This window comes from Aeribacillus sp. FSL K6-1121 (assembly GCF_038003725.1).
In the GTDB taxonomy this organism is placed as follows: domain Bacteria; phylum Bacillota; class Bacilli; order Bacillales; family Aeribacillaceae; genus Aeribacillus; species Aeribacillus composti.
Genome location: NZ_JBBOPS010000001.1, coordinates 2,355,932 through 2,379,823 on the forward strand (window position 1 = coordinate 2,355,932; position 23,892 = coordinate 2,379,823).

20 protein-coding genes, 1 other RNA gene and 1 pseudogene are annotated in these 23,892 nt (G+C 41.4%); 1 reads left to right on the forward strand and 21 read right to left on the reverse strand.

The features are described from left to right. Positions 1–111: 111 nt before the first annotated feature. From NSQ61_RS11555 to pdhA, 7 genes are all read right to left on the reverse strand, one after another. The gene (locus tag NSQ61_RS11555; RefSeq protein ID WP_340807055.1) at positions 112–798 is read right to left on the reverse strand and encodes a GntR family transcriptional regulator; all 687 of its coding nucleotides are present in this window, start codon (positions 796–798) and stop codon (positions 112–114) included. Between the two features lie 257 nt (positions 799–1,055). Then, on the reverse strand, positions 1,056–2,087 hold the full coding sequence (locus tag NSQ61_RS11560) for a zinc-dependent alcohol dehydrogenase (protein WP_339229584.1): 1,032 nt from the start codon (positions 2,085–2,087) through the stop codon (positions 1,056–1,058). Between the two features lie 246 nt (positions 2,088–2,333). Continuing rightward, positions 2,334–3,590: an ABC transporter substrate-binding protein gene (locus NSQ61_RS11565; protein ID WP_340807059.1), complete on the reverse strand. Its 1,257-nt coding sequence runs from the start codon at positions 3,588–3,590 to the stop codon at positions 2,334–2,336. A 59-nt stretch (positions 3,591–3,649) separates the two neighbouring features. Next, on the reverse strand, positions 3,650–5,041 hold the full coding sequence (gene lpdA, locus NSQ61_RS11570) for a dihydrolipoyl dehydrogenase (RefSeq protein ID WP_339229587.1): 1,392 nt from the start codon (positions 5,039–5,041) through the stop codon (positions 3,650–3,652). Between the two features lie 11 nt (positions 5,042–5,052). Then, on the reverse strand, positions 5,053–6,372 hold the full coding sequence (locus NSQ61_RS11575) for a dihydrolipoamide acetyltransferase family protein (protein ID WP_339230755.1): 1,320 nt from the start codon (positions 6,370–6,372) through the stop codon (positions 5,053–5,055). 12 nt (positions 6,373–6,384) lie between these two features. Continuing rightward, positions 6,385–7,365: an alpha-ketoacid dehydrogenase subunit beta gene (locus NSQ61_RS11580; RefSeq protein WP_340807063.1), complete on the reverse strand. Its 981-nt coding sequence runs from the start codon at positions 7,363–7,365 to the stop codon at positions 6,385–6,387. A 19-nt stretch (positions 7,366–7,384) separates the two neighbouring features. After that, positions 7,385–8,350 carry a pyruvate dehydrogenase (acetyl-transferring) E1 component subunit alpha gene (gene pdhA, locus NSQ61_RS11585; protein ID WP_339229590.1) on the reverse strand — a complete coding sequence of 322 codons (966 nt, stop codon included), beginning with the start codon at positions 8,348–8,350 and terminating at the stop codon, positions 7,385–7,387. A 197-nt stretch (positions 8,351–8,547) separates the two neighbouring features. Here pdhA and NSQ61_RS11590 point away from each other — a divergent pair, with 197 nt between their 5' ends. Next, the gene (locus NSQ61_RS11590) at positions 8,548–10,218 is read left to right on the forward strand and encodes a sigma-54 interaction domain-containing protein (protein WP_339229592.1); all 1,671 of its coding nucleotides are present in this window, start codon (positions 8,548–8,550) and stop codon (positions 10,216–10,218) included. Between the two features lie 183 nt (positions 10,219–10,401). On the opposite strand, the gene NSQ61_RS20305 is transcribed toward NSQ61_RS11590, so the two are convergent. The 14 genes and pseudogenes from NSQ61_RS20305 to gap all read right to left on the reverse strand — a co-directional run bounded on the left by NSQ61_RS20305 (position 10,402) and on the right by gap (position 23,855). Then, on the reverse strand, positions 10,402–11,028 hold the full coding sequence (locus NSQ61_RS20305; protein ID WP_445659461.1) for an ABC transporter ATP-binding protein: 627 nt from the start codon (positions 11,026–11,028) through the stop codon (positions 10,402–10,404). Beyond that, positions 11,014–11,418: pseudogene (locus tag NSQ61_RS20310) on the reverse strand (IS1634 family transposase); the annotation flags it as partial. The gene NSQ61_RS20305 and the pseudogene NSQ61_RS20310, both read right to left, overlap by 15 nt. A gap of 1,157 nt (positions 11,419–12,575) precedes the next feature. Continuing rightward, positions 12,576–12,906, reverse strand: a transfer-messenger RNA (tmRNA) gene (gene ssrA / locus NSQ61_RS11600). 109 nt (positions 12,907–13,015) lie between these two features. After that, a complete protein-coding gene (gene smpB, locus NSQ61_RS11605; protein WP_063386953.1) occupies positions 13,016–13,489 on the reverse strand; it encodes an SsrA-binding protein SmpB in 474 nt (157 codons plus the stop codon). Positions 13,490–13,624: 135 nt separating this feature from the next. Next, a complete protein-coding gene (gene rnr, locus NSQ61_RS11610) occupies positions 13,625–15,907 on the reverse strand; it encodes a ribonuclease R (protein WP_340808109.1) in 2,283 nt (760 codons plus the stop codon). A 30-nt stretch (positions 15,908–15,937) separates the two neighbouring features. Then, positions 15,938–16,684 (reverse strand): alpha/beta hydrolase, encoded by a 747-nt coding sequence (locus tag NSQ61_RS11615; RefSeq protein ID WP_063386954.1) that lies wholly within the window; start codon positions 16,682–16,684, stop codon positions 15,938–15,940. 155 nt (positions 16,685–16,839) lie between these two features. Then, complete coding sequence (gene secG / locus NSQ61_RS11620; protein WP_063386955.1) at positions 16,840–17,073, reverse strand: preprotein translocase subunit SecG; 234 nt, start codon at positions 17,071–17,073, stop codon at positions 16,840–16,842. A 107-nt stretch (positions 17,074–17,180) separates the two neighbouring features. Next, positions 17,181–17,426 carry a DUF2992 family protein gene (locus NSQ61_RS11625; protein ID WP_340807066.1) on the reverse strand — a complete coding sequence of 82 codons (246 nt, stop codon included), beginning with the start codon at positions 17,424–17,426 and terminating at the stop codon, positions 17,181–17,183. 1 nt (position 17,427) lies between these two features. Continuing rightward, entirely contained in the window at positions 17,428–17,625 is a 198-nt protein-coding gene (locus NSQ61_RS11630; protein WP_340807068.1) for a DUF2992 family protein, read from the reverse strand. Between the two features lie 255 nt (positions 17,626–17,880). Beyond that, positions 17,881–19,173, reverse strand: a complete 1,293-nt coding sequence (gene eno / locus NSQ61_RS11635) for a phosphopyruvate hydratase (RefSeq protein ID WP_130156821.1) — start codon at positions 19,171–19,173, stop codon at positions 17,881–17,883. Between the two features lie 19 nt (positions 19,174–19,192). After that, positions 19,193–20,728 (reverse strand): 2,3-bisphosphoglycerate-independent phosphoglycerate mutase, encoded by a 1,536-nt coding sequence (gene gpmI / locus NSQ61_RS11640; RefSeq protein WP_340807070.1) that lies wholly within the window; start codon positions 20,726–20,728, stop codon positions 19,193–19,195. Continuing rightward, positions 20,721–21,482 carry a triose-phosphate isomerase gene (gene tpiA / locus NSQ61_RS11645; protein WP_340807072.1) on the reverse strand — a complete coding sequence of 254 codons (762 nt, stop codon included), beginning with the start codon at positions 21,480–21,482 and terminating at the stop codon, positions 20,721–20,723. The genes gpmI and tpiA overlap by 8 nt, the downstream gene beginning before the upstream one ends. A 34-nt stretch (positions 21,483–21,516) precedes the next feature. Continuing rightward, the gene (locus NSQ61_RS11650) at positions 21,517–22,701 is read right to left on the reverse strand and encodes a phosphoglycerate kinase (RefSeq protein ID WP_130156827.1); all 1,185 of its coding nucleotides are present in this window, start codon (positions 22,699–22,701) and stop codon (positions 21,517–21,519) included. 146 nt (positions 22,702–22,847) lie between these two features. Next, positions 22,848–23,855: a type I glyceraldehyde-3-phosphate dehydrogenase gene (gene gap / locus NSQ61_RS11655; RefSeq protein ID WP_063386960.1), complete on the reverse strand. Its 1,008-nt coding sequence runs from the start codon at positions 23,853–23,855 to the stop codon at positions 22,848–22,850. Positions 23,856–23,892 lie beyond the last annotated feature (37 nt).

Sequence of the window (23,892 nt, forward strand, 5' to 3'; positions counted from 1 at the left end):
TGGATAACGCTTACAAATGATATTAATTGGCTGCCTTTTGTGTTATCGCTCCCCCTTACCCTTTTTATTCGTTAATCGTCTTAATTCGAAACGATGGTCGGATGACGCAACTTAGTCGTCATCCTGATCGTTTTTTTCTTCCTCATTCATTTTTTGCAATACTTCAAGCAAGTTGTTTTTGGTTCGCAACAAGTGATATTGCATGGCTAGTTTTACTTCTTGCGGATCGCCGCGTAAAACCGCTTCATAAATCCGTCTATGTTCTTGCTGTGTTTTTTCGTAATATTTGGCCAACAATTTTGGAGCAATCGGTGAAATACCTAAGTTATCGACAATTTTGTTTACTCTTGTCCACGGGCTTCCTTTCCGCAAAATTTCATGGAATTGTTTGTTCAAAGCAGCATATCGGTCATACGTATCATCCGTGAGCTGAAGCGTTTCCATTTCATGCAAAATGTCGCCTAGTTGCTCAATATCTTCATCAGTCAAATGCGGATGCGATTTTTCTACGACAATCCCTTCGAGTAAATAGCGTAAATAATAGATTTCTTCGATATCTTCGGGTGTTATCGGAGTGACAATCGCTCCTTTATGCGGAATGATTTCAACAAGTCCTTCTATCTCCAAATGCGTCAATGCTTCACGTATCGGCATCCGACTAACATTTAATTTTTTCGCCCATTCATCTTGAATGAGTCTTTCACCTTCTTTTAATTTTCCACTTAAAATTTCTTTTCTTAATTTTGTTAAAACTTTGTTTACAATCGTAGAGTTATTTTCACTGCTTTTACTCACCATCGACCCTCTCACACCTTCAAATTGGATACAATGAAATATCATTTTGGATACAATTTTTAACTTGTTTTCTATGTTACAAAATCGTTTTTTAGTTGTCAAGTCATATTTTAAACGTTTTTTTGTTTGTTTTTTAGTGCTTTTTTCTTAACTTTTGTAAAAATATATTTTAAATATGTATCCAATTTTTTATTTTTTCGAATAGTTCTGTATCCAATTCAAAATTGGGCAAAAAGCGAGAAATATTTGGGAGGAGGGTGTTATGAAAGATTTGGTTGAATGATCGTTTTGATCCCTTCTTTTTGAAAACTGACACGAAAAGCTTCTTTCCATTCATCGATGGAAAATTTATGCGTAATCAACGCCTCTAAATCGACTTTTTCCTGCTCGATCAAAGTCAAGGCAGTTTCCCACGATGAAGGTGTGGTCGCGAACGAATTGACATAGTTTACCTCTTTCATCAACATGCGATCAAAGTCAAAGGACACTCTCTTTCCGAACAAACCTAATTGAATGAACGTTCCTTGTTTTTTCACCAAAGAAAGGCATGTATGTAAAGAGGATTCTACTCCCGCGCATTCTATGACCACATCAAAAGCTTTGCCGCCATTGAGATGCAATACATCTCTTTCCGATTGTTCTTCTACATTAACTACCGCTTTTGCACCCAAAATTTCCGCGACTTCAAAACGGTTTTTGTCATGGGAAGTTCCTGAAACGATGACAGAAGCGCCATGGATGTTCGCAATTTGCAACGCCAACAATCCAATGGTTCCGCACCCGGATACGAGTACGTTGTCGCCCGCTTGTATCGTCGCCCTTTCCATCAAACCTCTGACAACACATGCGAGTGGTTCCGTCAAAGAAGCGGCATCCATCGATATATTCGCGGGCAGCGAGAGTACATTCCTTTCAGGAACAACGATATACTCAGCCATCGCTCCGTTGACCCCTGAACCAATCGACTTTCTTTTTGGACAAAGCATGATCAATCCTTTGCGACAATACGAACATGTTCCGCACGTGACCGCTGCAGTAAGAGAAACGACACGATCGCCTTTTTTGAATCGATTCGCCTGTTTCCCTTTCAGTTCAACGATTCCGGAAAACTCGTGCCCTAAAATGACGGGTGTTTCATATGGGTATTCATCTTTTACAATATGTAAATCCGTTCCGCATATACCACAAGCGCTCACCTTGATCTTTACTTCATCCTCTCTCGGCTCAACGTCAGCCACTTCTTCCAAACCGACACCTTCCATTCCTGGATTTCGCTTTACGATCGCTTTCATTTCTGCATCTACCTTCCTCTGTGTTTGGTTTTAGATGCGAATCGTTTTCATCCATAATTTACTTTGCAAGTTTCATGCCAATTTCAGAAATCCATAAATCTTGCATTTTTTCATAAATCTGCATTCATTTTGATGCGATATTTCATAATGTTGAACTTTCGCATCACACTTTCACCAAACACGTTCAAATGATTTTTTTAGACACAGCTATTCCAATCCACTGTTCAGAATAGCTGTGCTGCTTCATTATTCATTGATCTTCGGTTCTTCAAGGGCTACTTCTTCTGGATAAACGGTTACAAGCTTACCATCGATCCATTGGTGCACATAATATTCAGCTAACATATTTTGACCTGTGTCTGGATCGAATTCAACGCCCCATCCTGTTGCTGTCGTACCTCTTTCAACTTTATAGTCCAAAGCAGTTTCGTGGAGTTTTTCAGGATCGACATCTCCGCCTGTTTGTGTAATCACATCAAGCACCACTTTCATTCCCATGTAGCTGGCTAAGGAGTGACCAGATTTTGGATGACCATTATATTTTTCTTGATACAATTCGATAAACTTGTCCATTCCTGGTGTAAATTCTTTATTGATATGGTATTGTGGGTAAGCGATATCAAAGATACCTTCTGCATTTTCTTCTCCAACGGCATCTTTGAAGTCGGAAGTCGTGTGTCCTGCTCCTGAACCAACGATGACCGGAACTTCAACGTCGAGTTCTTTCATTTGTTTTGACAATAAAATGGCATCATTGATATAGGCTACAGAAATTAAAACGTCAGGTTCTGCTTTTTTGATGTTTAAGACTACCGATGACAAGTCATTTGATGAAGCACCATACGGCAATACGGATACAATGTTTATACCTTCTTCTTTAGCTAATTTAATCGCCTCATCCGCGATGGTTGTGCCGTAAGAAGAATCCTCATGAGCAATGACCACTTTTAAATCGCTTATATCCTTGCCAAGTTTTTCTGCCACCACTTCTTTAATAAAATTGATGTGAACAACAGAAAGCATGGAGGCCATCGGGTTGATACGTAAAATCGATCGGTAGTTTCTTCCCGTAATATCATCTGCCACAGCACCTAACTCCCAATACAATACACCGTTTCTTTCCGCTACTTCACTACCTGCAAAAGCGACGCCACTGGAATAAGAGCCGACAATCGTCGTGATGTTTGCTTGGTTGATCAGTCTGTTTGCTTCCGCTTGTGCTGCATCGGAGTCGACTGCATCCCCTACAACCAATTCAACTTTTCGTCCATTCAATCCGCCATTATTGTTAAATTCTTCTACAGCGAGTTTAACTCCCCTGAAGCTTTCTTCCCCGAGCAATGCTAATTCACCTGTCAGCGGAAACAGTGTGCCGATTTTGATCGGATCACTTTCTTTTCCATCTTTTGTACCGCCGCTTGACGCTGAGGACGGTTCACCTCCTCTACAAGCCGCTAACATGAGCATAAGTGCGATCAACATAAGACTTGTTAATCGTTTCATCTCACATACCCCCAAAACATTTTTATAAATGACTAAGATGCGAAAACGCATCAAAGCATTTACCTTACAGTGTGAATACCCTTACCGATCAACGAATTTGCTGATTCCATCAACGCTTCAGACCGGGATGGATGAGGTTGAACCATTGTCGCCAGTTCATCAACCGTCCCTTCAAGATACATAAAAGCTGAAACTTGGCCGATGATCTCCGTCACATTCGCACCGACCATGACAACTCCCAAAATCTCTCCATATGTTTCATCTATCATGATTTTTGCAAATCCATCCGTTTCACCGTTTGCCAAAGCCATGCCATTTGCCAAGAAATTGAATTGATGCACTTTATATTTTAGTTTTCTTTTCTTCATCTCTTCTTCTGTCATTCCGACGCAAGCGACTTGCGGCGATGTATAGATGCATCGTGGAATGACGGAATAATCCATTTTTTGTTTTGACCCATTTAAATTGCATACAGCCGTCAAACCTTCGCAGCTGGCTACATGCGCCAACTGCCAATTGCCGATCACATCACCGACCGCAAACACGCCGCGTTCACTAGTCTCTAAATAATCGTCAACTTGAATGAACGGACCGTTCATGGTCAGATTTAAATGCTCAATTGCGTCGAGATTCGGTTGTCTGCCGATTGCAATTAAGACTTCGTCTGTTTCTATCGTTGTACGTTCTTTGTCCCGATTGACCACAATTACTTTGGTTCTTCCCGATCTACCTCGTTCAAATTCCATCACTTCATGACCGAATAAGAACATGACTCCCTTTTGCTTTAACGCTTTTGCCAATGCATTTGCAGCTGTTTCATCTTCCATGGGAATGATCCGTTCACTCCGTTCAATCACCGTCACTTTCGTGCGTAAGCTGGAGAAAATCTCTGCCATTTCGACGCCAATTACACCGCCGCCGATGATGACAAGCGATTCAGGTATGTTTTCCAAATCAAAAATCGTATCTGTCGTATGGTACGAAACGGAATCCAAGCCTGGTATATCGGGGACAATTGGACGGCTACCCGTTGCAATGATGATATTTTTTGCTTTTAGTTCAGTCGCGGTCCCTTTATGTTCGACGACGACACGTTTTTTCGGATAAACTTTTCCAAAGCCGTGATACACTTCAACGTTTGCTGCACGCAATAATGAACGGATCCCTTGCTGCAACGTGGAAATGACATTATTTTTTCGTTCGATCATCTTGGCAACATCAAAGGTCGTTTCACTTGTGTGAATGCCCCACTCTTTTGCTTTTTCAATTTGTTCGATTACTTCTGCATGTTTCAACAACGTTTTTGAAGGGATACATCCCCGGTTTAAACAGGTACCTCCAAATTGATCCGCTTCAACAATTGCCGTTTTCTTTCCATCTTTTGCTGCGCGGATGGCGGCAACATAACCACCGGGGCCGCCTCCAATGACGATGAGATCATATGAAATCAATTGCCATCCCCCTACATCAACAATTTATATGGATGTTCCAATATATCTTTTAAATCGGTCAAAAATCTTGCCGCTGGCGCTCCATCAATGACACGATGATCGAACGACAAACTTAATTCCATCATTGAACGAACTTTCATTTCTCCATTTATGACGACAACCTTTTCTTGAATTTGTCCTACACCTAAAATCGCCGCATTCGGCGGATTGATAATCGGCGTAAAACCGTTCACTGCGTACATCCCTAAATTACTAATCGTAAACGTGCTTCCTTGCATTTTTTCTGGTGACAACGACTTATTTCTCGCTTGTTCGGCAAGTGTTTTTGCCTCTTTCGTAATAGTAGCCAACCCTTTTTGGTCTGCATGTTCAATAACCGGAACGACTAAGCCGTCATCCATTGCAACTGCAAAACCGAGATGAATGTTTCGATGGTATACAATTTCTTTATCATCTACTAATGAGACATTGATGTTAGGATGTTTTCTTAAAACAACCGCCGTAGCTTTAAGCATGATTTCATTGAATGATATCCGCAATCCGGTTTCTTTTTCGATTTCCGGCAGCAATTGTTTTCGTAATTTGATCACTTCTGTCATATCGACTTCCGAAAACAATGTAACATGCGGCGCGGTATAGAAGCTCTGCGACATCCGTTCAGCGATGACTTTACGGATTCCGCTAAGCGGCACACGCTCGTCTTGAAAAGCGTCTCGTACAACTTGCTCGCTCGCCTTGAGGACGTCAGCTTTGACAATTTTTCCACGTGCTCCGGAACCTGTGATTCCACTGTAATCTACTTGTTTATCTTCAGCTATTTTCTTAGCCAGTGGAGTAATCTTTTTCTTCATATTTGTGATATAACGTTCGACATCCACTTTTTGAATTCTGCCTTTTGGTCCCGTACCGACAATGTCTTTTAAATCAATGCCATATTCTTCAGCTAATCTGCGGGCTAACGGCGTTCTTCTTATTTTTCGTCCATCTCTTAGATGACTAGCCGTTTGATTGGTTTCAACTGTTTCTTGTTGTTCCGGTTCCACTTGGTTTTCCGTTTGAGTTGGTGTTTCTACTAGATGATCGATTGCTTCACCTTCTTCCCCGATATAGGCAATGACTTCCAAGACAGGGACCGTATCACCGACATCGTATAATTTTTTCAATAACACCCCATCGACTTCCGCTTCCACTTCGATGGTGATTTTATCGGTTTGGATTTCCACAATCGGATCGCCCGCTTCAACTTTGTCGCCGACTTCCACGAGCCAATTATCAATCGTTCCCTCTTCCATCGACGCCCCCAATTTTGGCATCACCACTTTTTCTGCCATCATCTCACTTCCTTACAAATTCATGATTGTCTTAACTTTTGCAATAATATCTTCAACTTGTGGAACCGCCGCTCTTTCTAATTTTGGATTATAAGGAATCGGTGTTGCCACGCCGCCCAATCGACTGACCGGTGCATCCAAATAATCAAATGCTTCACTTTCGCCAATCATGCTGGCAATTTCAGCGCCATAGCCGCCGCGTTGCACTGCTTCATAAACGACTAACGCACGGTTTGTTTTCTTGACGGATTCAATGATGGTTTTTTCATCTAGCGGAACTAATGTCCGTGGATCGATCACTTCAACGCTGATTCCTTCTTTTTCCAATTGTTCAGCGGCTTCCAACGAACGATTTACCATGATTCCTGTAGCAACTACCGTTATGTCGGTTCCTTCTCTTTTTACATCTGCCACACCAATCGGGACTTCAAATTCTTCTTCCGGAACCTCACCTTTTTCGTTGTAGAGTAATTTATGTTCAAAGAAGAGAACTGGATTATCGTTTTTAATTGCTGAAATCATCAATCCTTTTGCATCGTAAGGGTTTGAAGGTTGGACAACGATCAAGCCAGGGATGTGCGTCATCCATGCTTCTAAACTTTGGGAATGTTGCGCAGCAAACCCTAATCCAGAACCACTAGGTAAACGAACGACGGCAGGCACTTTCGTTTTTCCACCAAACATGTAGCGCATTTTGGCTGCCTGGTTGACGATATTATCCATGGCAATGACGACAAAATCCGAAAATTGAATTTCCAAAATCGGGCGCATCCCCATCATCGCAGCACCTACTGCACACCCACTGATCGCCGCTTCCGAAATTGGCGTAATACGAACTCGTTCCGGTCCGTATTCTTCCAACATGCCGTTTGTTACTCCAAATGCTCCACCATATATTCCGATATCTTCCCCCATGATAAAGACATCTTCATCTGCACGCATTCTTTGTGACATCGCTTCTCGAATCGCTTCAGCATAAGTTATTTCCCGCAATCTATACCATCCTTTCTCTTTATGCATAAATATCTTCTGTCAAAGAATCTAAGCTCGGTTCCTTGCTTTTTTCCGCAAACGTTACCGCTTCTTCAATCTCGTCTTGTACTTTTTTCTCCATTTCGTCGTACGTTTCTTCTGTAAGGATCTTTTCTTCCAACAAACGGTTTTTAAAAAGCCTAATCGGATCTTTTTCGTTTCTCCAGTACTTTTCTTCTTCCCTCGTACGGTATTTGCGCGCATCACTGCGGGAATGCCCTCTCCATCTGTACGTTTCCGCTTCGATGAGCGTCGGTCCTTCTCCTCTTCTTGCGCGCTCTACAGCTTCTGCAGTCGTTTCTGCAACTTTGATGACATCGTTGCCGTCGATCGTAACTCCTGGAATACCGTAAGCTTTCGCACGTTCGGAAAGATGTTTGATATTCACCATTTCTTTAATGGAACCTGACATGCCATACAAATTGTTTTCACAGAAGAAAATGATCGGTAATTTCCAAATCGAAGCTAAATTCAATGCTTCATGAAAAGCGCCTTCATTTGTTGCACCATCACCGAAAAAACTGACAACGACATAACCGAGATTTTTCATTTTCGAAGCCAATGCCGCTCCCGTTGCAATCGGCAGTCCCGCTGCTACGATTCCGTTTGCACCTAAATTACCTACATCCAAATCGGCGATGTGCATCGAACCGCCTTTTCCTTTGCAATATCCCGTTTCTTTACCTAACAACTCGGCCATCATGCCTTTGACACCCGTTCCTTTTGCGATGCTGTGGCCATGACCGCGGTGCGTGCTAGTTATTTTGTCTTCCTTTGATAAAGGAAAACATGCACCGACCGCCGTCGCCTCCTGACCAATGCACAAATGCATGGTTCCATGAATCCTCCCTTGCTGATAGAGGCTTTCCACTTTCTCTTCAAAACGACGAATGAGCAACATGTCGTATAACATTTGCAATTTATCCTCTGCTGTAATTTGAATCATGCGCGATCCTCCCATTATTTGTATTGCCACCCTTATACACATGCAAAAATCATGCCAACTTTCTGGAGAATGTTTTTCTTGGGTAAGCGTTGTCATTTTGTTGATTTTTTTCAACGCTTTGTATTAAAATCAAGTCAAACGTGATGCGCATTTGAAACAATGATGCAATTTTTCATCACAAAATGAGGTGATCTTGCATGAATCCAATACCATTTGCAAATGCGAACATCATCGGGGTCATCATCATCGATTCCATGGGGGAAATTGAGTTTGTCAATGAGTTGGCGAACAAATTCTCCTATTACTTAAATGACATCGTTGACCTCGTATGCCGTCATGGAGGGACGTATTTCAGCATTTTGCAATATCCTGCCGAAGTGGAAACGTTTCCTTTATATGACGGGAAACAAATCATTTTGATCAAACCGATCAACGACCTTGTCAGACTGTGGAAAGAAAACGAATCGTTGGAAGAGTTAAGATACGAACTGAATGAAATCATCAATTCAGCCTATGATGGAATCGTCATTGCGGATGCTGATGGCGTCATCATCCACCAAAACCCGTCTTATGCTAAAATCACCGGTTTGCCAGCTTCACAATGCATCGGACGGCATTTGGGCGATCTGGAAAAAGAAGGCGTCATTGACCGCTCGGCTACATTAATCGCTTTAAGAGAAAAACGGCCAGTGACGATTACCCAAAAAATCAACACCGGTGCAACCGTTTTAGTTTCAGCCGTACCTATTCGAGATAAAAACGGAAATATTACGAAAGTCGTCAACAACGTGAGGGATTTGACATATTTAAACAATTTACAATCAGAAAAGAAAAAACTGGAGGAAAAAAACAAAGCGATTCAGAAGGAGTTAGAGGCGTTAAAATTGCAGAATAATCCTACCCTTTCGATCGTCGCAAACTCCGAAGCGATACATAAGGTGCTCGATCGGGCACTAAAAGTTGCACGCATCGATTCGGGCATATTGATTGAAGGGCCGTCGGGATCAGGAAAAGAAAAGATCGTCGAGCTGATCCACCATCATAGCCATCGCAGTAAATACCCATTGATCAAAGTCAATTGTGCAGCTATTCCTCATTCATTGCTGGAATCAGAGTTGTTCGGTTATGAACCAGGTGCATTTACCGGCGCGCATAAAAAAGGAAAAAGAGGATTAATCGAAGCGGCAAACAATGGCACGTTTTTCTTGGATGAGATCGGGGAAATGCCGTTGGATCTTCAAGTGAAATTGCTGCGCGTGTTGCAAGAACAACAAATTACACGTATCGGGGGCACGAAACCAATTCCCGTCAATATCCGCGTCATCGCTGCTACGAATAGAAACTTGAAAGAAATGGTTGAAAAAGGGGAATTCCGCGAAGATTTATTTTATCGCTTGAACATCATCCCGATCAAAATTCCGCCATTGAAGGAAAGAAAAGAAGATATCATTCCGTTAACATATCATTTCTTAAAAGACATTAATAAAAAATACGGCATCAATCGCCAATTTTCACAGGACGCTCTCCATATGTTTACACTGTACGATTGGCCGGGCAATGTAAGAGAGTTGAAAAACTTCGTCGAACGTACAGCTCTCATGAGTTCCCATACGGAAATCACCGTCGATGATATTATGAATGAATTGCAAATCGGAAATGAACGATTGATCGAATCAAAACCAGATGCCATCCATATTGACCCTACCGCCATTTCCTTGAAAGAAAAAGTCGAAGCTTATGAGAAGAAGATTATCGAAGAAACATTGCCGTTATTTCCAAGTATTCGCCAAGCGGCAATAGCCTTGAAAGTTGACCAATCCACTTTAGTAAGAAAAATCCAAAAATATCGAATTAATAAACCCGTTTGAGTTTCCATATGAAAAATTCTCTCAAAGCAGCGATCTTTGAGAGAATTTGATTTTGCGACTTGATACTGTTATGAAAGGGCTTTCATTTGCATCGTTGAGCGGACTTTGTCCTAGAATGACAAAGAAACAAATGTTCAAGCAATTTTCAATCGTTCATACTGAGGTTCATTTTTGCTAATTTAATTACGCTTCAAAATGAATGATGCGGTCACTTACTTTTTCAAGTAGATGGATATGATGGCTTACAGCTAATATACCGATGCGTCGGGTTTTTATTAGATGTATGAAATGGTGCCATATTTGCGCTTGGGTGATCGCATCGAACATACTCGTCATTTCATCCGCCAAAATGTACCTCGTTTCAGGACTAAACTCCCGGGCAATACAAAAACGTTGCAATTCTCCGCCGGACAATTCGTGAGATTGGCGGTTAAACCATTCGGTTTGAATGCCCATCATGTCCAAAATGTCATGATCAAGCCCTTCCACTTCGTTTAATACGTCATTCATTTTCCATTTCGGATTGATCGCTTTTTCGGGATGTTGCCAAATGAGCTGCACCGGATGAACAGCACATTTGTTTACGATTTCAATCACATTTTTGCCGTCAACGGTGACTGCACCTTCGCTTGGCGGCATGTAACCGGCGATCACTTTCAACATGGTCGTTTTCCCACTTCCACTTTTCCCGTACATCCCTACAATTTCGCCAGGTCGAATCGTAATATTCACATGTTTAAACAGCCAATCGGATTTATCGTATTTAAAACTCAAATCGATGACTTCAAGCATAAAACTATTGGGATCCATGAGACGGTTTAACACCATGGCAAAAATGGCTTCGTCATACCGAGAAGCAGTCTCGGAATCATCCATGATTTTACGTAATAGCCGACCAAGCCCTAACTTTTCCCATACCTTTCGGAACAGATAAACCGGCCCAAACTCTTTTGTCCAAAGCACGGAGACAGAAGAGGAAGACCCTTGCCCATGAATTCGGTCAAAGTAACGCTCTGAAAATTTGGCTAATCCCTCGATTATGTTATCGACAGAGCCATTCTCTAATAAATGTTCTAACCTCCCTAGATTACAAAGCGTTTGTTGCCGAACTTTATTGTCTACACGAAATGTACGACATATTTGTAGATATTGACGAACTGAACCATTTTTATTTTTTTGCTTATTAATTCGAATATACATAGCACTAATAGTATAACATATATTACATATTATTGGATATACAAAAGTTATCCACATAACACTACATAATGATTATATTTTCGATAAAAAAAGTGGATAACTATTGGTATAATCACCTTTAGTTATCCACATGTAGTGAAATGGTGTCAAACTTGAGAATTAGTTATCTCGGGTCTAAAGTATTTTGATTCGATTGGATTTAATCTATTTTTGGTACGCATAAATAATCACCAACTTAAATAAAATTCAGGTCTATTATAACCTAAATTTAATGTTGGTGTTATTTATTCCGTCTAAGAAAAAAAATTAGCCGATGAAAATGCGGTAAAACAATACGATGAAGTTTTAAAAAACATAGATTCTTTGACAGAAGATGAGGCTAAAACTGTATTAAAACAGGTTTATATGAGATTAGATATTGTGGAGAACGGAAAAAGGATATAAAAGCGAACAGTGCGTAAAGATTTAATCTCACAATTTAAAGATTTAATTAGAATTGAAAAATTAAAAAAGAAAATAATAAAACAAATTAAATAAAATTTGCATAATTTTTTAATAAAACTTATTTTCTTTTTATGTTTGAAAATTTTCTGTTATAACAATTTTTCATAGATTTTGGTTTTCCATCTATGAATTTATCTCATCAAAATATTAACAACCATCTAAACCGAGATTTCCACGTGTCAAAGCCAAACGAGAAGTGGGTGACAGATATTACAAGAATCCCGCCAAGTCGATCTAACGATGGGGAAACTATACAATGCAAAATTTTTTCAAATTCTACGGGATTCTTCCGGATTCTCGAAAAATAAAAAACGACCGCAAACGCAGTCGTATCAATGGTTTCACGATTTTCGTTCTGAAACGATCGGATATTAAGAATGGAGACGGTGGGACGTGCTGATCCATGCTTTCGCAATGGCACTGACTATATCTTGAACCTAAACAGGTCCTCCGGCGTGTTATGCGAAATTTAGATTTGCCGTACGGCAGAATTTCGCATCCTAGTACTACCTTGAAGGCAGCCTATGAGTCGATACACGGCTGTTGGATTGCTCCACATACCGCTCGGTGTTGCCATATCGCAGAAACGACTTAGGTTTCACCGATTAAGCCGGATTTTCACTTGTGTGTTGCCACACAAGGCGACTATTTCCTAATCGAACCCACGTCCAGAGATATCGCCACTTAAGCATCTACGAGCGTATCCGACATATTTAACATTTCACTGTTCCTTAGCCTGTCGGCAGGCATCCGGACAGCTAGTCTGATTCGTCTCTTCCCTCTTCCTCAGACGGCGGAATCGGGCGTAGCCCACTTAAGTTGAACCCCTTTTCCTCCACATGGGCGATGGAAGAAAGGAGCCTTTAGCATTAAGCAGCTAAAGCGTAGTTGTTTTGTTTGCCAGTTATCTTTAGGCGACGTTGATGACGGAGACGATCCCTCCGGCTCGCAGCTTAAGCTCGATCTATCCCTGTCGAATCCAAAACGTCCCCGTTTTATTCGAGCTAGTGCTTGAGAAATATATTCAACTGGCAACGACATATATTATTATAACAAAAACAATATATTTTTCAATTGTCATTTATTGTTATCATTAATAGATCCCTTTTTGTTTTTGTTGAAATGCCCGTTCAATTTCTCTTTTCGCTTCTTTTCGTTTTAAATCCTCCCGCTTATCGTATTTCTTTTTCCCTTTTCCTAGCCCGATAAGCACTTTCGCAAATCCATTTTTAATGTAAAGCTTCAGCGGAACTAATGAATAGCCCTGTTCTTTTGTGGCCCCGATCAGCTTATTGATTTCTCTTCGATGCAAAAGAAGCTTTCTCGTTCTTAACGGCTCATGGTTGTATCGATTTCCCTGCTCATACGGGCTGATATGCATGTTATGAAGAAAAACTTCCCCTTTTTCCACTCTTGCGAACGCATCTTTTAAATTGGCGCGGCCGGCGCGAATCGATTTAATTTCTGTTCCCTGCAGGACGATCCCAGCTTCATACGTTTCTTCAATAAAATAGTCGTGGTGCGCCTTTTTATTTTGGGCAATCAGTTTCCCTTCTCCCTTTGACATTCTCTGTCACCCTTTCGTGAAAATTAGGGGTAAAGATAATTATAGCAAATGAACATTTTCGCCTCAATCAAGATTCTTTCTAAGTGAAATTTTGCTGTTTCAATAAGTTTGTTTTTTTAGACATCTGGCCTCGCTTTAACGCTTTTTCTTCTTCCGCTTCTTTTTCGATACGTTTTTATAAAACTTTTTCTTTTTTGATTTCGACGGTCTCGTTGACCATTCTTCCTCTTCTTCCTGATGTTTGCTCTTAATCACCTTCACCGTTTCAGGCCGTGTTGATTTTTTTCGTTTTTTTCTCATGCCGACAATTTCAAAATCGATGGATCGTTCCTCTTTATCAACATTCACAACGCGGACGGTAATTTCATCGCCGATGCGGTAAACATTTCCCGTTCTTTCGCCGATCATCGCATAATGACGTTCATCATAATGGTAGTAATCATCCGTCATATAGCTTACATGAACGAGACCTTCAACAGTATTCGGGAGCTCGACAAACATGCCGAAGTTTGTGACAGAACTGATGATTCCATCAAATTCTTCCCCAATCTTATCCAGCATAAATTCTGCTTTTTTCAAATCATCCGTTTCACGCTCCGCATCAACAGCCCGCCGTTCCATATTGGAAGAATGTTCTGCAATTTCCGGCAAAATTGATGCCCATTTCATCTGAGTCTTTTCGTCTATTTTCCCTTCAAGCAAATATTTGCGAATGAGTCGATGAACTATCAAATCGGGATAACGGCGAATCGGGGAAGTAAAATGGGTGTAAAATTCGGTCGACAATCCGAAATGCCCGACGCTTTCCGGATGATATTTCGCTTGCTTCATAGACCGAAGCATGACAGTTGAAATCACCATTTCTTCAGGTTTTCCCCGTACTTCATCTAAAATTTGCTGCAAAGCGCGCGGATGAATATTGTTTCCTGTTCCCTTCACGACATAACCAAAATTTGTAATAAATTCCAAGAAACGTCTTAGTTTTTCCTCATTCGGTTTTTCGTGAATTCGATATATAAACGGTACATTTAACCAGTGAAAATGTTCTGCTACTGTTTCATTTGCAAGCAGCATAAATTCTTCAATTAACCGTTCCGCTACAGATCGTTCCCGAATAATGACATCATACGGTTTGCCTTTCTCATCCACCAAAACTTTCGCTTCCTTAAAATCAAAATCGATCGCTCCACGCAGCATTCTTTTTTTCCGTAAAATCGACGCAAGCTCAGCCATATCCTCCAGCATGGGGACAATTTCTTGATATTTTTCCCGAAGCTGTTCATCCTTTTCAATCAAAATTTTATTGACATTTGAATAAGTCATCCGCTCAGCGGAGCGAATAATACTTTGAAAAATATCATGCTGAACTACGTTCCCATATTCATCCACAATCATTTCGCACGATAATGTCAGACGATCCACCTTCGGATTCAGCGAACAAATTCCGTTTGATAAGCGATGCGGTATCATCGGAATGACGCGATCAACTAAATATACGCTTGTCCCGCGTGCAAATGCCTCTCTGTCAATCGGAGTTCCTTCTTTTACATAATAACTGACATCTGCGATATGCACGCCAAGCTTATAGCAGCCGTTATTTAACTTTGTTACTGTTACGGCATCATCCAAATCTTTTGCATCTTCACCATCAATAGTAATGATTAATTCGTTGCGAAGGTCTCGTCTGTTCTTGATTTCCTCGCTCTTAATCTCATCAGGTGTTTCGTTTGCTTGCTTTAATACATCATCCGGAAAGCTCAATGGCAGCTGATGCTTATGAATGATTGATAAAATATCGACGCCAGGATCATTTTTATGGCCTAAAATTTGTACGACTTCTCCTTCTGCACTCATTCGTCCTTCAGGATATGACGTGAGTCGGACAATTACTTTATGACCTTCAACCGCCCCATTTGATGCATTTTTCGGAATAAAAATGTCGTTGACAATCTTTTTGTCGTCAGGTATGACAAATCCGAAGTTTTTGCTTTCCGTATATGTTCCGACAATTTCCGTTATTCCTCTTTCCAAAATGCGTATGACCGTGCCTTCCTGTCTCGCCCCGCTTGTTTTCGGGCTTAGCCGCACAAGAACTTTGTCTCCATGCATCGCATGATTCAGCTCGCCGGGCGGAATGAACACGTCATCAAAACCTGGTTCATCCGGTTCAACGAAAGCAAATCCGCGGGCATGTCCGACCAATGTTCCGCGGATCAAATTCATTTTTTCTGGAACACCGTATCGATTTGCTCTCGTTCGCACAATGAGGCCTTTTTCTTCCATCTTATTTAAAGTAATAATCAACTTTTTAAATTCGTCTGCGTCCTCTAGCTGAAAAGCTTCTTCTAATTCCTCCACAGTCAAAGGTTTATAAGCCTCTTCCTTCATAAAAGAAAGAAGCCTTTCAGCTAATTGCATATCGGGTTCTGCCAATACGATAACCTCCTTTTACTCCTGCCAATCAAGGCTCTCCAAAAATTCATAGACGTCCTGATGCAGTTCATCTCGCTGCTTGTCAAGCGTAATAACATGCGACGATTCTTCATACCATTTGATTTTTTTTATATTGGAGCTTACTTCGTTATAAATAATATTTGCACTATCCGGATTGATCATTTCATCGTGGCGCGCCTGAACCACAAATGTCGGGGCATAAATCATATCGACATTTTCTCTCACATCAGAAATCAAACGCTGCAGAGCTTTCAACGTTTTCATTGGTGTTTTTTGAAACTCTTCCATTTCCGCCTCAATCTGTTCTTCCGGCTTTCCTTCAAATTGTTTATATTTGCGGGCATATTTTAAAATCCCTTTATACATCGTTTCTTCGCTTTTAATATACATCGGGGCGCACATTGGAATAATTCCTTTTACAGGTACAGTGTATCCCAGTTTTAAAGAAAAAACTCCTCCAAGAGACAAACCGGCAACTGCAATTTCTTTAAAACCTAAGTCTTTCAGATGTTCGTAGCCGCCCATCACATCTTGCCACCAGTCATCGGGACCGGTATGAACCAATTCTTCCGGAGGAACCCCATGGCCTTTATATTGAGGGGCATGACAAGTATACCCTTTATCTTGCAAAAAACGCCCAAGCATCCGCACATCTGCTGAATTTCCAGTAAAGCCGTGAAGCAGCAGTACAGCACGATTCCCACCTTCAAACGTAAAAGGTTTCGGCGGTAAAACTTTCATTTTAAAATCTCCTTTTCTTTTTAAATTCTTTATTTTTTACAACGAACCGAAGTATGAAAAAAGTTTAAATTCCATTATATACCAAAAAACATTATTCATTCAACTGCTTTAATTTCCCATAGAAAAAAGGCCTGTTTGACAGACCTTTCTAGCTATTATAATCCAAACCATGAAACAGCAATTGCTAAAACAAAAAATAACACAGAAAGAACGATTGTAATACGATGTAAGATTAAATCTATTCCACGCGCTTTTTGCTTCCCAAAAAGCTGTTCAGCACCGCCGGAAATGGCTCCAGATAATCCAGCACTTTTTCCAGACTGCAGTATCACCACAGCGATCAGCGCAATAGATACAATTGCTAATAGTATGACAAGCAGAGTATGCATGTCCACTCCACCTCCTAAAAAAACGCACATTACAATAGTTTTAATGTATCATAAATTGGCTCATTACACAATAGCGTATCCATTCAGAAAATACGAAAGCGGATGTCTTAAAGCAAGACATCCAACTCTGTATTACCTTCCACGATGTTTTGCCTTCGCTTTTTAAACGCTTTAACTCTCTTTTTCGCTTGATGAGAGCTTCGCGAAAGCTCCTTGCGCAAAACTTTTCTCTCTTTTTTACGATGCTCCAATTCTAGCTGAAGAGCTGTTTGTGCATATGTGGAAAGCGGCCTTGTTTTCATTTCCTTTGCAGCTTCACGCTGCAGTGGCTTCGGATTTTTGCGCTTTTTCATTTCAAGCGGCACGGCGGTTGTTGTGCGGCACTTGTGCAGTAACGATAAACGATAGCATCGGACCATTCGCAAATGTCAAAACTTCATCATCTTTTGGCTCTGGACGAAATACGTAGCGAACCGCTTTTAAAGCTTCACCTTCCTTTTGCTCAACCACACCGATCCAGAATTGTCCATCGTAAAAAACCGTCAACTTCATGAAAGGTCCCTCCTTGTAAAACGTAACGACAGCGATGGACATCCCAAGGAGGGGAAGGATACTGACACTCTTTCGGAGTGCGCCCGGACTACCAACCGGGACTGTGTTTTTATGCTGTCTATGTTTTTATTATATGTTTGTTTATTGGCAATAAGAAAATATTTACACATCGTCTAGGCTATGATTTTGTATGCTTTGAGCTTAATTAAAAAAGGTCTAACCAAATAACTCGGTTAGACCTTTTCATAGATAGTGTTATTTTTTTAAGTTATAGAAAGATTTAATTCCTTGGTAAATTGCAGTATCGCCAAGTTGATCTTCGATGCGAAGCAATTGATTGTATTTCGCAACGCGGTCCGTGCGGGAAGGTGCGCCTGTTTTAATTTGGCCTGCGTTTGTTGCCACAGCAATGTCTGCAATGGTGCTGTCTTCCGTCTCGCCTGAGCGATGGGAGATGACCGCTGTATAGCCGGCGCGTTTTGCCATTTCGATCGCATCAAACGTTTCTGTTAACGTTCCGATTTGGTTAACTTTAATCAGAATAGAGTTGCCGACTCCTTTTTCAATGCCTTCCGCTAATTTTTTTGTATTTGTTACAAATAAATCGTCTCCGACAAGCTGAACTTTTCCGCCTAAACGTTCTGTTAACAGTTTATGGCCTTCCCAGTCGTTCTCATCAAGTCCGTCTTCAATCGAAATGATCGGATATTTGGAGACAAGCTCTTCATACCATTGCACCATTTCTTCCGACGTTTTTACAACGCCTTCTCCTTCTAGGTGGTACTTGCCGTCTTCTTTATTAAACAGTTCAGAAGAAGCAACATCCATCGCAAGCTTAACTTGTTCGCCAGGTTTGTAGCCGGCTTTTTCAATTGCTTCGATAATAGTTTGCAAAGCTTCTTCATTTGATTGTAAATTTGGAGCGAATCCGCCTTCATCACCAACAGCTGTATTATATCCTTTTCCTTTTAATACAGATTTTAATGAATGGAAAATTTCCGCTCCCATCCGCAGTGCTTCCCGGAAGCTTTCCGCGCCGACCGGCATAATCATGAATTCTTGAATATCAACATTGTTGTCTGCATGAGCGCCGCCGTTTAAAATGTTCATCATCGGCACAGGAAGAGTTTTCGCATTGAAGCCGCCGAGATATTGATACAGCGGAACACCTAAATAATCAGCTGCAGCACGAGCAACGGCCATAGAAACACCTAAAATTGCGTTTGCTCCCAGCTTTCCTTTATTTTCTGTTCCGTCAAGTTCAATTAATAATTGATCGATGGCATTTTGTTCCGTCACATCAAAGCCTAACAGTTCTGGGGCAATAATTTCGTTCACGTTTTTAACTGCTGTTAAAACCCCTTTTCCAAGGTAGCGTTCTTTATCACCGTCACGCAATTCAACAGCCTCATACTCACCTGTGGATGCACCGCTAGGTACAAGCGCCCGTCCAAATGCACCTGATTCTGTATACACCTCTACTTCAACTGTCGGATTTCCTCTTGAATCAAGCACTTCACGTGCATAAACATCAGTAATAGCTGGCATATTGCTTCATCTCCTTTATTTATGATTTAATAAGACTTTTCCCTGTCATTTCTTTCGGTTTTTCCAGCCCGAGCAGCTCGAGCATCGTTGGTGCCAAATCACCTAAAATTCCGTCTTCTCTCAATTCGATTCCTTTTTTCGTTATAATAACCGGCACTGGATTTGTCGTATGTGCGGTTTGCGGTTTTCCGTCAAGTGTGACGACTTCGTCCGCATTTCCGTGGTCAGCAGTTATAATAGCTGTTCCGCCTTTTTCGAGAATCAAATCCACCACTTTTCCGAGACATTCATCAACCGCTTCGACTGCCTTTATCGTTGGCTCAAGTTTGCCGGAGTGACCGACCATGTCCGGATTAGCAAAATTCAATATGATCGCATCATGCTTGTCAGCCTCAATTTCTTTTAAAAGCGCCTCAGTTACTTCATATGCGCTCATTTCCGGTTTTAAATCATACGTGGCTACCTTCGGTGAATTAATTAAAATCCGTTCTTCGCCAGGAAACTTCTCTTCCCGGCCTCCGCTCATAAAGAACGTAACATGCGGATATTTTTCTGTTTCTGCTATGCGCAGCTGCCTCAATCCGGCTTGGGAAATGACTTCGCCAATTGTGTTGTCCAAGTTAACCGGCTTGAAGGCAACATATCCTTTCACCGTTTCGCTAAAATGCGTCAAACAAACGAAGAATAAACGTTTTGGATGTTTCGGTCCCCTATCAAAGGAACGGAAATCTTCATTTGTGAATGTATTCGAAATTTGAATAGCGCGATCCGGACGGAAATTATAGAAAATGACCGCGTCATCATCTTGAATGGTTGCAACAGGACTGCCGTCTTCTTTTGTCATAACAGAAGGGATGACAAACTCATCATAAATCCCGTGTGCATAAGAATCTTCAATACATTCGTATGCGTTTTTGTAAGCTGGTCCTTCGCCATACACCATCGCTCTGTATGCTTTTTCTACTCGATCCCATCTTTTATCTCTGTCCATCGAGTAATAGCGGCCTGAAATCGTTGCGATCTGTCCTACTCCGTATTCATTGATCTTTTCATTCAGCTCATCAATATATTGCTTCGCCGTTTGCGGACCAACATCGCGTCCGTCCAAAAATCCATGAATGAACACATTTTTCACTTGCTGATCTTTCGCCAATTTTAACAAGGCGAATAAGTGGTTAATGTGGCTGTGAACGCCGCCATCCGATAATAAGCCGAAAATGTGAAGGTTCGTTCCTTTTTCTTTCACGTGGTTCATAGCTGAAAGAAATGTTTCATTTTCAAAAAATTCGCCTTCACGAATCGCTATGTTAACGCGTGTTAAACTTTGGTATACAATTCTGCCTGCACCGATGTTTAAATGTCCAACTTCAGAATTTCCCATTTGACCTTCCGGCAAGCCGACAGCTTCTCCACATGCTTTTAACGTTGCATGCGGGTATGTATTCCAAAATCGATCAAAATTCGGCTTGTTCGCTTGAGCCACAGCATTTCCTTTCACTTCGTCACGCAGAGCAAAACCGTCTAATATAATTAATGCTACTGGCTTTTTACTCATTTTGGCCTGCCTCCAATAGCTGCAAGAAAGAGCGTGGTTCCAGGCTTGCGCCTCCGACTAATGCTCCGTCAATTTCCGGCTGGTTTAGAAAATCTTTAATATTTTCCGGTTTAACACTGCCGCCATATTGAATGCGAACTTCGTTTGCAACATCATCGGAATAAATATCGGCAATTACACCCCGAATATGGGCACATACTTCATTGGCATCCTCCGGAGAAGACGATTTTCCTGTGCCAATCGCCCAAATCGGCTCATAAGCAATCACGATGCTTTTCACAGCCGACGCATCGACTCCAGCCAACGCTTTTTTGACCTGCTCGCCAACAATTTCATTCGTTTTTCCAGCTTCACGCTCAGCTAATGATTCGCCTACACATACGATCGGAGTTAATTCGTGTTTGAAAGCAGCCAATACTTTTTTATTCACGGTTTCGTCTGTTTCGGCAAACATTTCCCGGCGTTCGGAGTGTCCAATGATCACATAATCAACACCGATATCCGCCAATGCAACAGGGCTGATTTCCCCTGTATAAGCTCCGCTTTCTTCAAAATGCATATTTTGAGCGCCAATTTTTAGTTCAGAGCCTTCAGCTAATTCCACAAGCTGACCTAAAAATAAGGCAGGTGCACATATAACGGAATCAACTTTATCCTGTGGGGGAACGAGTGATTTAACTTCCTTTACAAAGCTTTTTGCTTCTTCCAGCGTCTTATGCATTTTCCAATTCCCTGCAATAATCGGCTTTCTCATCTTTACACCTTCCTTTTTACGGAAATGGTTGTGGTTATTTGTCTTCCAATATTTGAACTCCCGGAAGTTTCTTTCCTTCCATGAACTCTAAAGATGCTCCGCCTCCGGTTGAGATGTGGTTCATTTTATCCGCAAGGCCGAATTTTTCTACTGCTGCTGCTGAATCACCGCCGCCGATGACCGTATAAGTATGTTCTGCTTTCGCCAAGCTTTCCGCTACAGCTTTTGTTCCCTTTGCAAAAGCATCCATTTCAAAAACGCCCATCGGTCCGTTCCAAACAACAAGCTTTGATTGTTGAATGACATCCGCATAAATTTCAGCCGTTTTAGGTCCAATGTCAAGTGCTTCCCAATCAGCCGGAATGCTGTCAATATCCACTACTTTTGTATTGGCATCATTTGAAAAATCATCTGCTACCACAACATCTACAGGCATATAAAAGCGAACGCCCTTTTCTTTGGCACGTTCCATAAACGATTTTGCCAGTTCTATTTTATCTTCTTCAAGCAAAGACTTGCCGATTTCGTGACCCAGCGCTTTTACAAACGTATAAGCAAGTCCTCCGCCGATAATCAAATTATCTACACGTTCCAATAAATTTTCGATAACTCCGATTTTATCTTTTACTTTTGCACCCCCGATAATCGCTGTAAATGGGCGGTCAGGATTATCAAGCGCTTTAGATAAAACATTGATTTCTTTTTCCATTAAAAATCCTGCAACAGATGGTAAATATTCCGCAATGCCTGCGGTAGATGCATGTGCGCGGTGAGCGGCGCCAAAGGCATCGTTAACATATAAATCAGCCAATTCAGCAAAAGCTTTAGCTAGCTCAGGATCATTCTTTTCTTCGCCAGGATAAAAGCGTACATTTTCCAGAACGAGAATGTCGCCATTGTTTAACTTGTCTACTTCCGCTTTTACAGCCGCACCGTAAGCTTCATCTACTTTGACCACCTTTTTGCCTAACAGCTCTTCTAAACGCTTCGCTACAGGCGTCAATCGAAGTTCTTCCACAACCTGTCCTTTTGGTCTGCCAAGGTGGCTGGCAAGCAATACTTTCGCTCCTTGATCCGCCAAGTATTGGATCGTTGGGAGTGCAGCTCGTATGCGTGTATCATCGGTTATTTTGCCATCCTGCATCGGTACATTAAAGTCAACTCGGCAAAATACCGTTTTCCCTTTCACATCGACATCTTTTATCGTTTTTTTGTTCATGGCTCAAGCTCCTCCTTCACAATAACGATCAGGAAAAAATTCTTCCTACATGTTGAAAGGGAAAGGGGAATGTAAACGTCCCCTTCCCCTTCCCGCTTTTCATTATAGCTTTTTAAACAGGCAAGCTACAAGTCCGTATTTAAAGATTATAAACCTTGTTTTGCAATGTAAGCCGCCAAATCTACCACGCGGTTTGAGTATCCTGTTTCGTTATCGTACCAAGAAACAACTTTTACCATGCGGTTTTCAAGCACCATAGTAGAAAGCGCATCAATCGTAGAAGAATGAGTATCACCATTATAGTCTCTGGATACAAGCGGCTCCTCGCTGTACGCTAAAATACCTTTCAATTCTCCTTCAGCTGCTTCTTTAAGCGCAGCATTTACTTCTTCAACTGTTACGTCTTTTTCAAGCTCAGCCACTAAGTCAACGATGGACACATTTGGTGTCGGAACACGCATTGCCATACCGTTAAGTTTTCCTTTTAATTCAGGCAATACGAGCGCAACTGCTTTAGCCGCACCAGTTGTTGTCGGTATGATAGATTCTGCTGCAGCGCGAGCGCGGCGGTAATCTTTGTGAGGCAAGTCTAAAATTTGTTGGTCATTTGTATAAGCGTGCACAGTTGTCATCATGCCTCGAACAATGCCAAATTTTTCATGCAAAACTTTTGCAAACGGAGCTAAGCAGTTTGTTGTACATGAAGCGTTGGAAATGACATGATGATTGCTTGGATCATATTTGTCTTCGTTTACGCCCATAACAATTGTGATATCTTCTTCTTTAGCCGGCGCAGAAATGATTACTTTTTTCGCACCTGCTTCAAGGTGTTTTGCTGCATCTTGACGGTTCGTGAAGCGACCAGTAGATTCTACTACAATGTCAACGCCAAGGTCTCCCCAGCCTAATTGAGCTGGATCGCGCTCGGATAATACTTGAATTTCTTTTCCATCCACGACCAAGTTATTTCCATTTACCCCGACTTCCACATCGAGTTTTCCATGAACAGAATCGTATTGTAAAAGATGTGCAAGCATGTTTGCATCTGTTAAATCATTTACTGCTACTACTTCTACTTCAGGATTTTTTAATGCTGCGCGGAATACATTGCGTCCAATACGACCAAAACCATTAATACCAATTTTCACTGCCATCTTTAAGTCCTCCTTCAATTTTAGGAATGATGTTTAT

Bases quoted from the DNA above. Each gene is read 5' to 3' on its own strand.
- NSQ61_RS11555 (WP_340807055.1), bottom strand. From the start codon at position 798: ATGGTGAGTAAAAGCAGTGAAAATAACTCTACGATTGTAAACAAAGTT.
- NSQ61_RS11560 (WP_339229584.1), bottom strand. From the start codon at position 2,087: ATGAAAGCGATCGTAAAGCGAAATCCAGGAATGGAAGGTGTCGGTTTG.
- NSQ61_RS11565 (WP_340807059.1), bottom strand. From the start codon at position 3,590: ATGAAACGATTAACAAGTCTTATGTTGATCGCACTTATGCTCATGTTA.
- NSQ61_RS11575 (WP_339230755.1), bottom strand. From the start codon at position 6,372: ATGGCAGAAAAAGTGGTGATGCCAAAATTGGGGGCGTCGATGGAAGAG.
- pdhA (WP_339229590.1), bottom strand. From the start codon at position 8,350: ATGATTCAAATTACAGCAGAGGATAAATTGCAAATGTTATACGACATG.
- NSQ61_RS11590 (WP_339229592.1), top strand. From the start codon at position 8,548: ATGAATCCAATACCATTTGCAAATGCGAACATCATCGGGGTCATCATC.
- NSQ61_RS20305 (WP_445659461.1), bottom strand. From the start codon at position 11,028: ATGGATCCCAATAGTTTTATGCTTGAAGTCATCGATTTGAGTTTTAAA.
- smpB (WP_063386953.1), bottom strand. From the start codon at position 13,489: ATGTCAAAGGGAGAAGGGAAACTGATTGCCCAAAATAAAAAGGCGCAC.
- rnr (WP_340808109.1), bottom strand. From the start codon at position 15,907: ATGCAATTAGCTGAAAGGCTTCTTTCTTTTATGAAGGAAGAGGCTTAT.
- NSQ61_RS11615 (WP_063386954.1), bottom strand. From the start codon at position 16,684: ATGAAAGTTTTACCGCCGAAACCTTTTACGTTTGAAGGTGGGAATCGT.
- secG (WP_063386955.1), bottom strand. From the start codon at position 17,073: ATGCATACTCTGCTTGTCATACTATTAGCAATTGTATCTATTGCGCTG.
- NSQ61_RS11625 (WP_340807066.1), bottom strand. From the start codon at position 17,426: ATGAAAAAGCGCAAAAATCCGAAGCCACTGCAGCGTGAAGCTGCAAAG.
- NSQ61_RS11630 (WP_340807068.1), bottom strand. From the start codon at position 17,625: ATGAAGTTGACGGTTTTTTACGATGGACAATTCTGGATCGGTGTGGTT.
- eno (WP_130156821.1), bottom strand. From the start codon at position 19,173: ATGCCAGCTATTACTGATGTTTATGCACGTGAAGTGCTTGATTCAAGA.
- gpmI (WP_340807070.1), bottom strand. From the start codon at position 20,728: ATGAGTAAAAAGCCAGTAGCATTAATTATATTAGACGGTTTTGCTCTG.
- tpiA (WP_340807072.1), bottom strand. From the start codon at position 21,482: ATGAGAAAGCCGATTATTGCAGGGAATTGGAAAATGCATAAGACGCTG.
- NSQ61_RS11650 (WP_130156827.1), bottom strand. From the start codon at position 22,701: ATGAACAAAAAAACGATAAAAGATGTCGATGTGAAAGGGAAAACGGTA.
- gap (WP_063386960.1), bottom strand. From the start codon at position 23,855: ATGGCAGTGAAAATTGGTATTAATGGTTTTGGTCGTATTGGACGCAAT.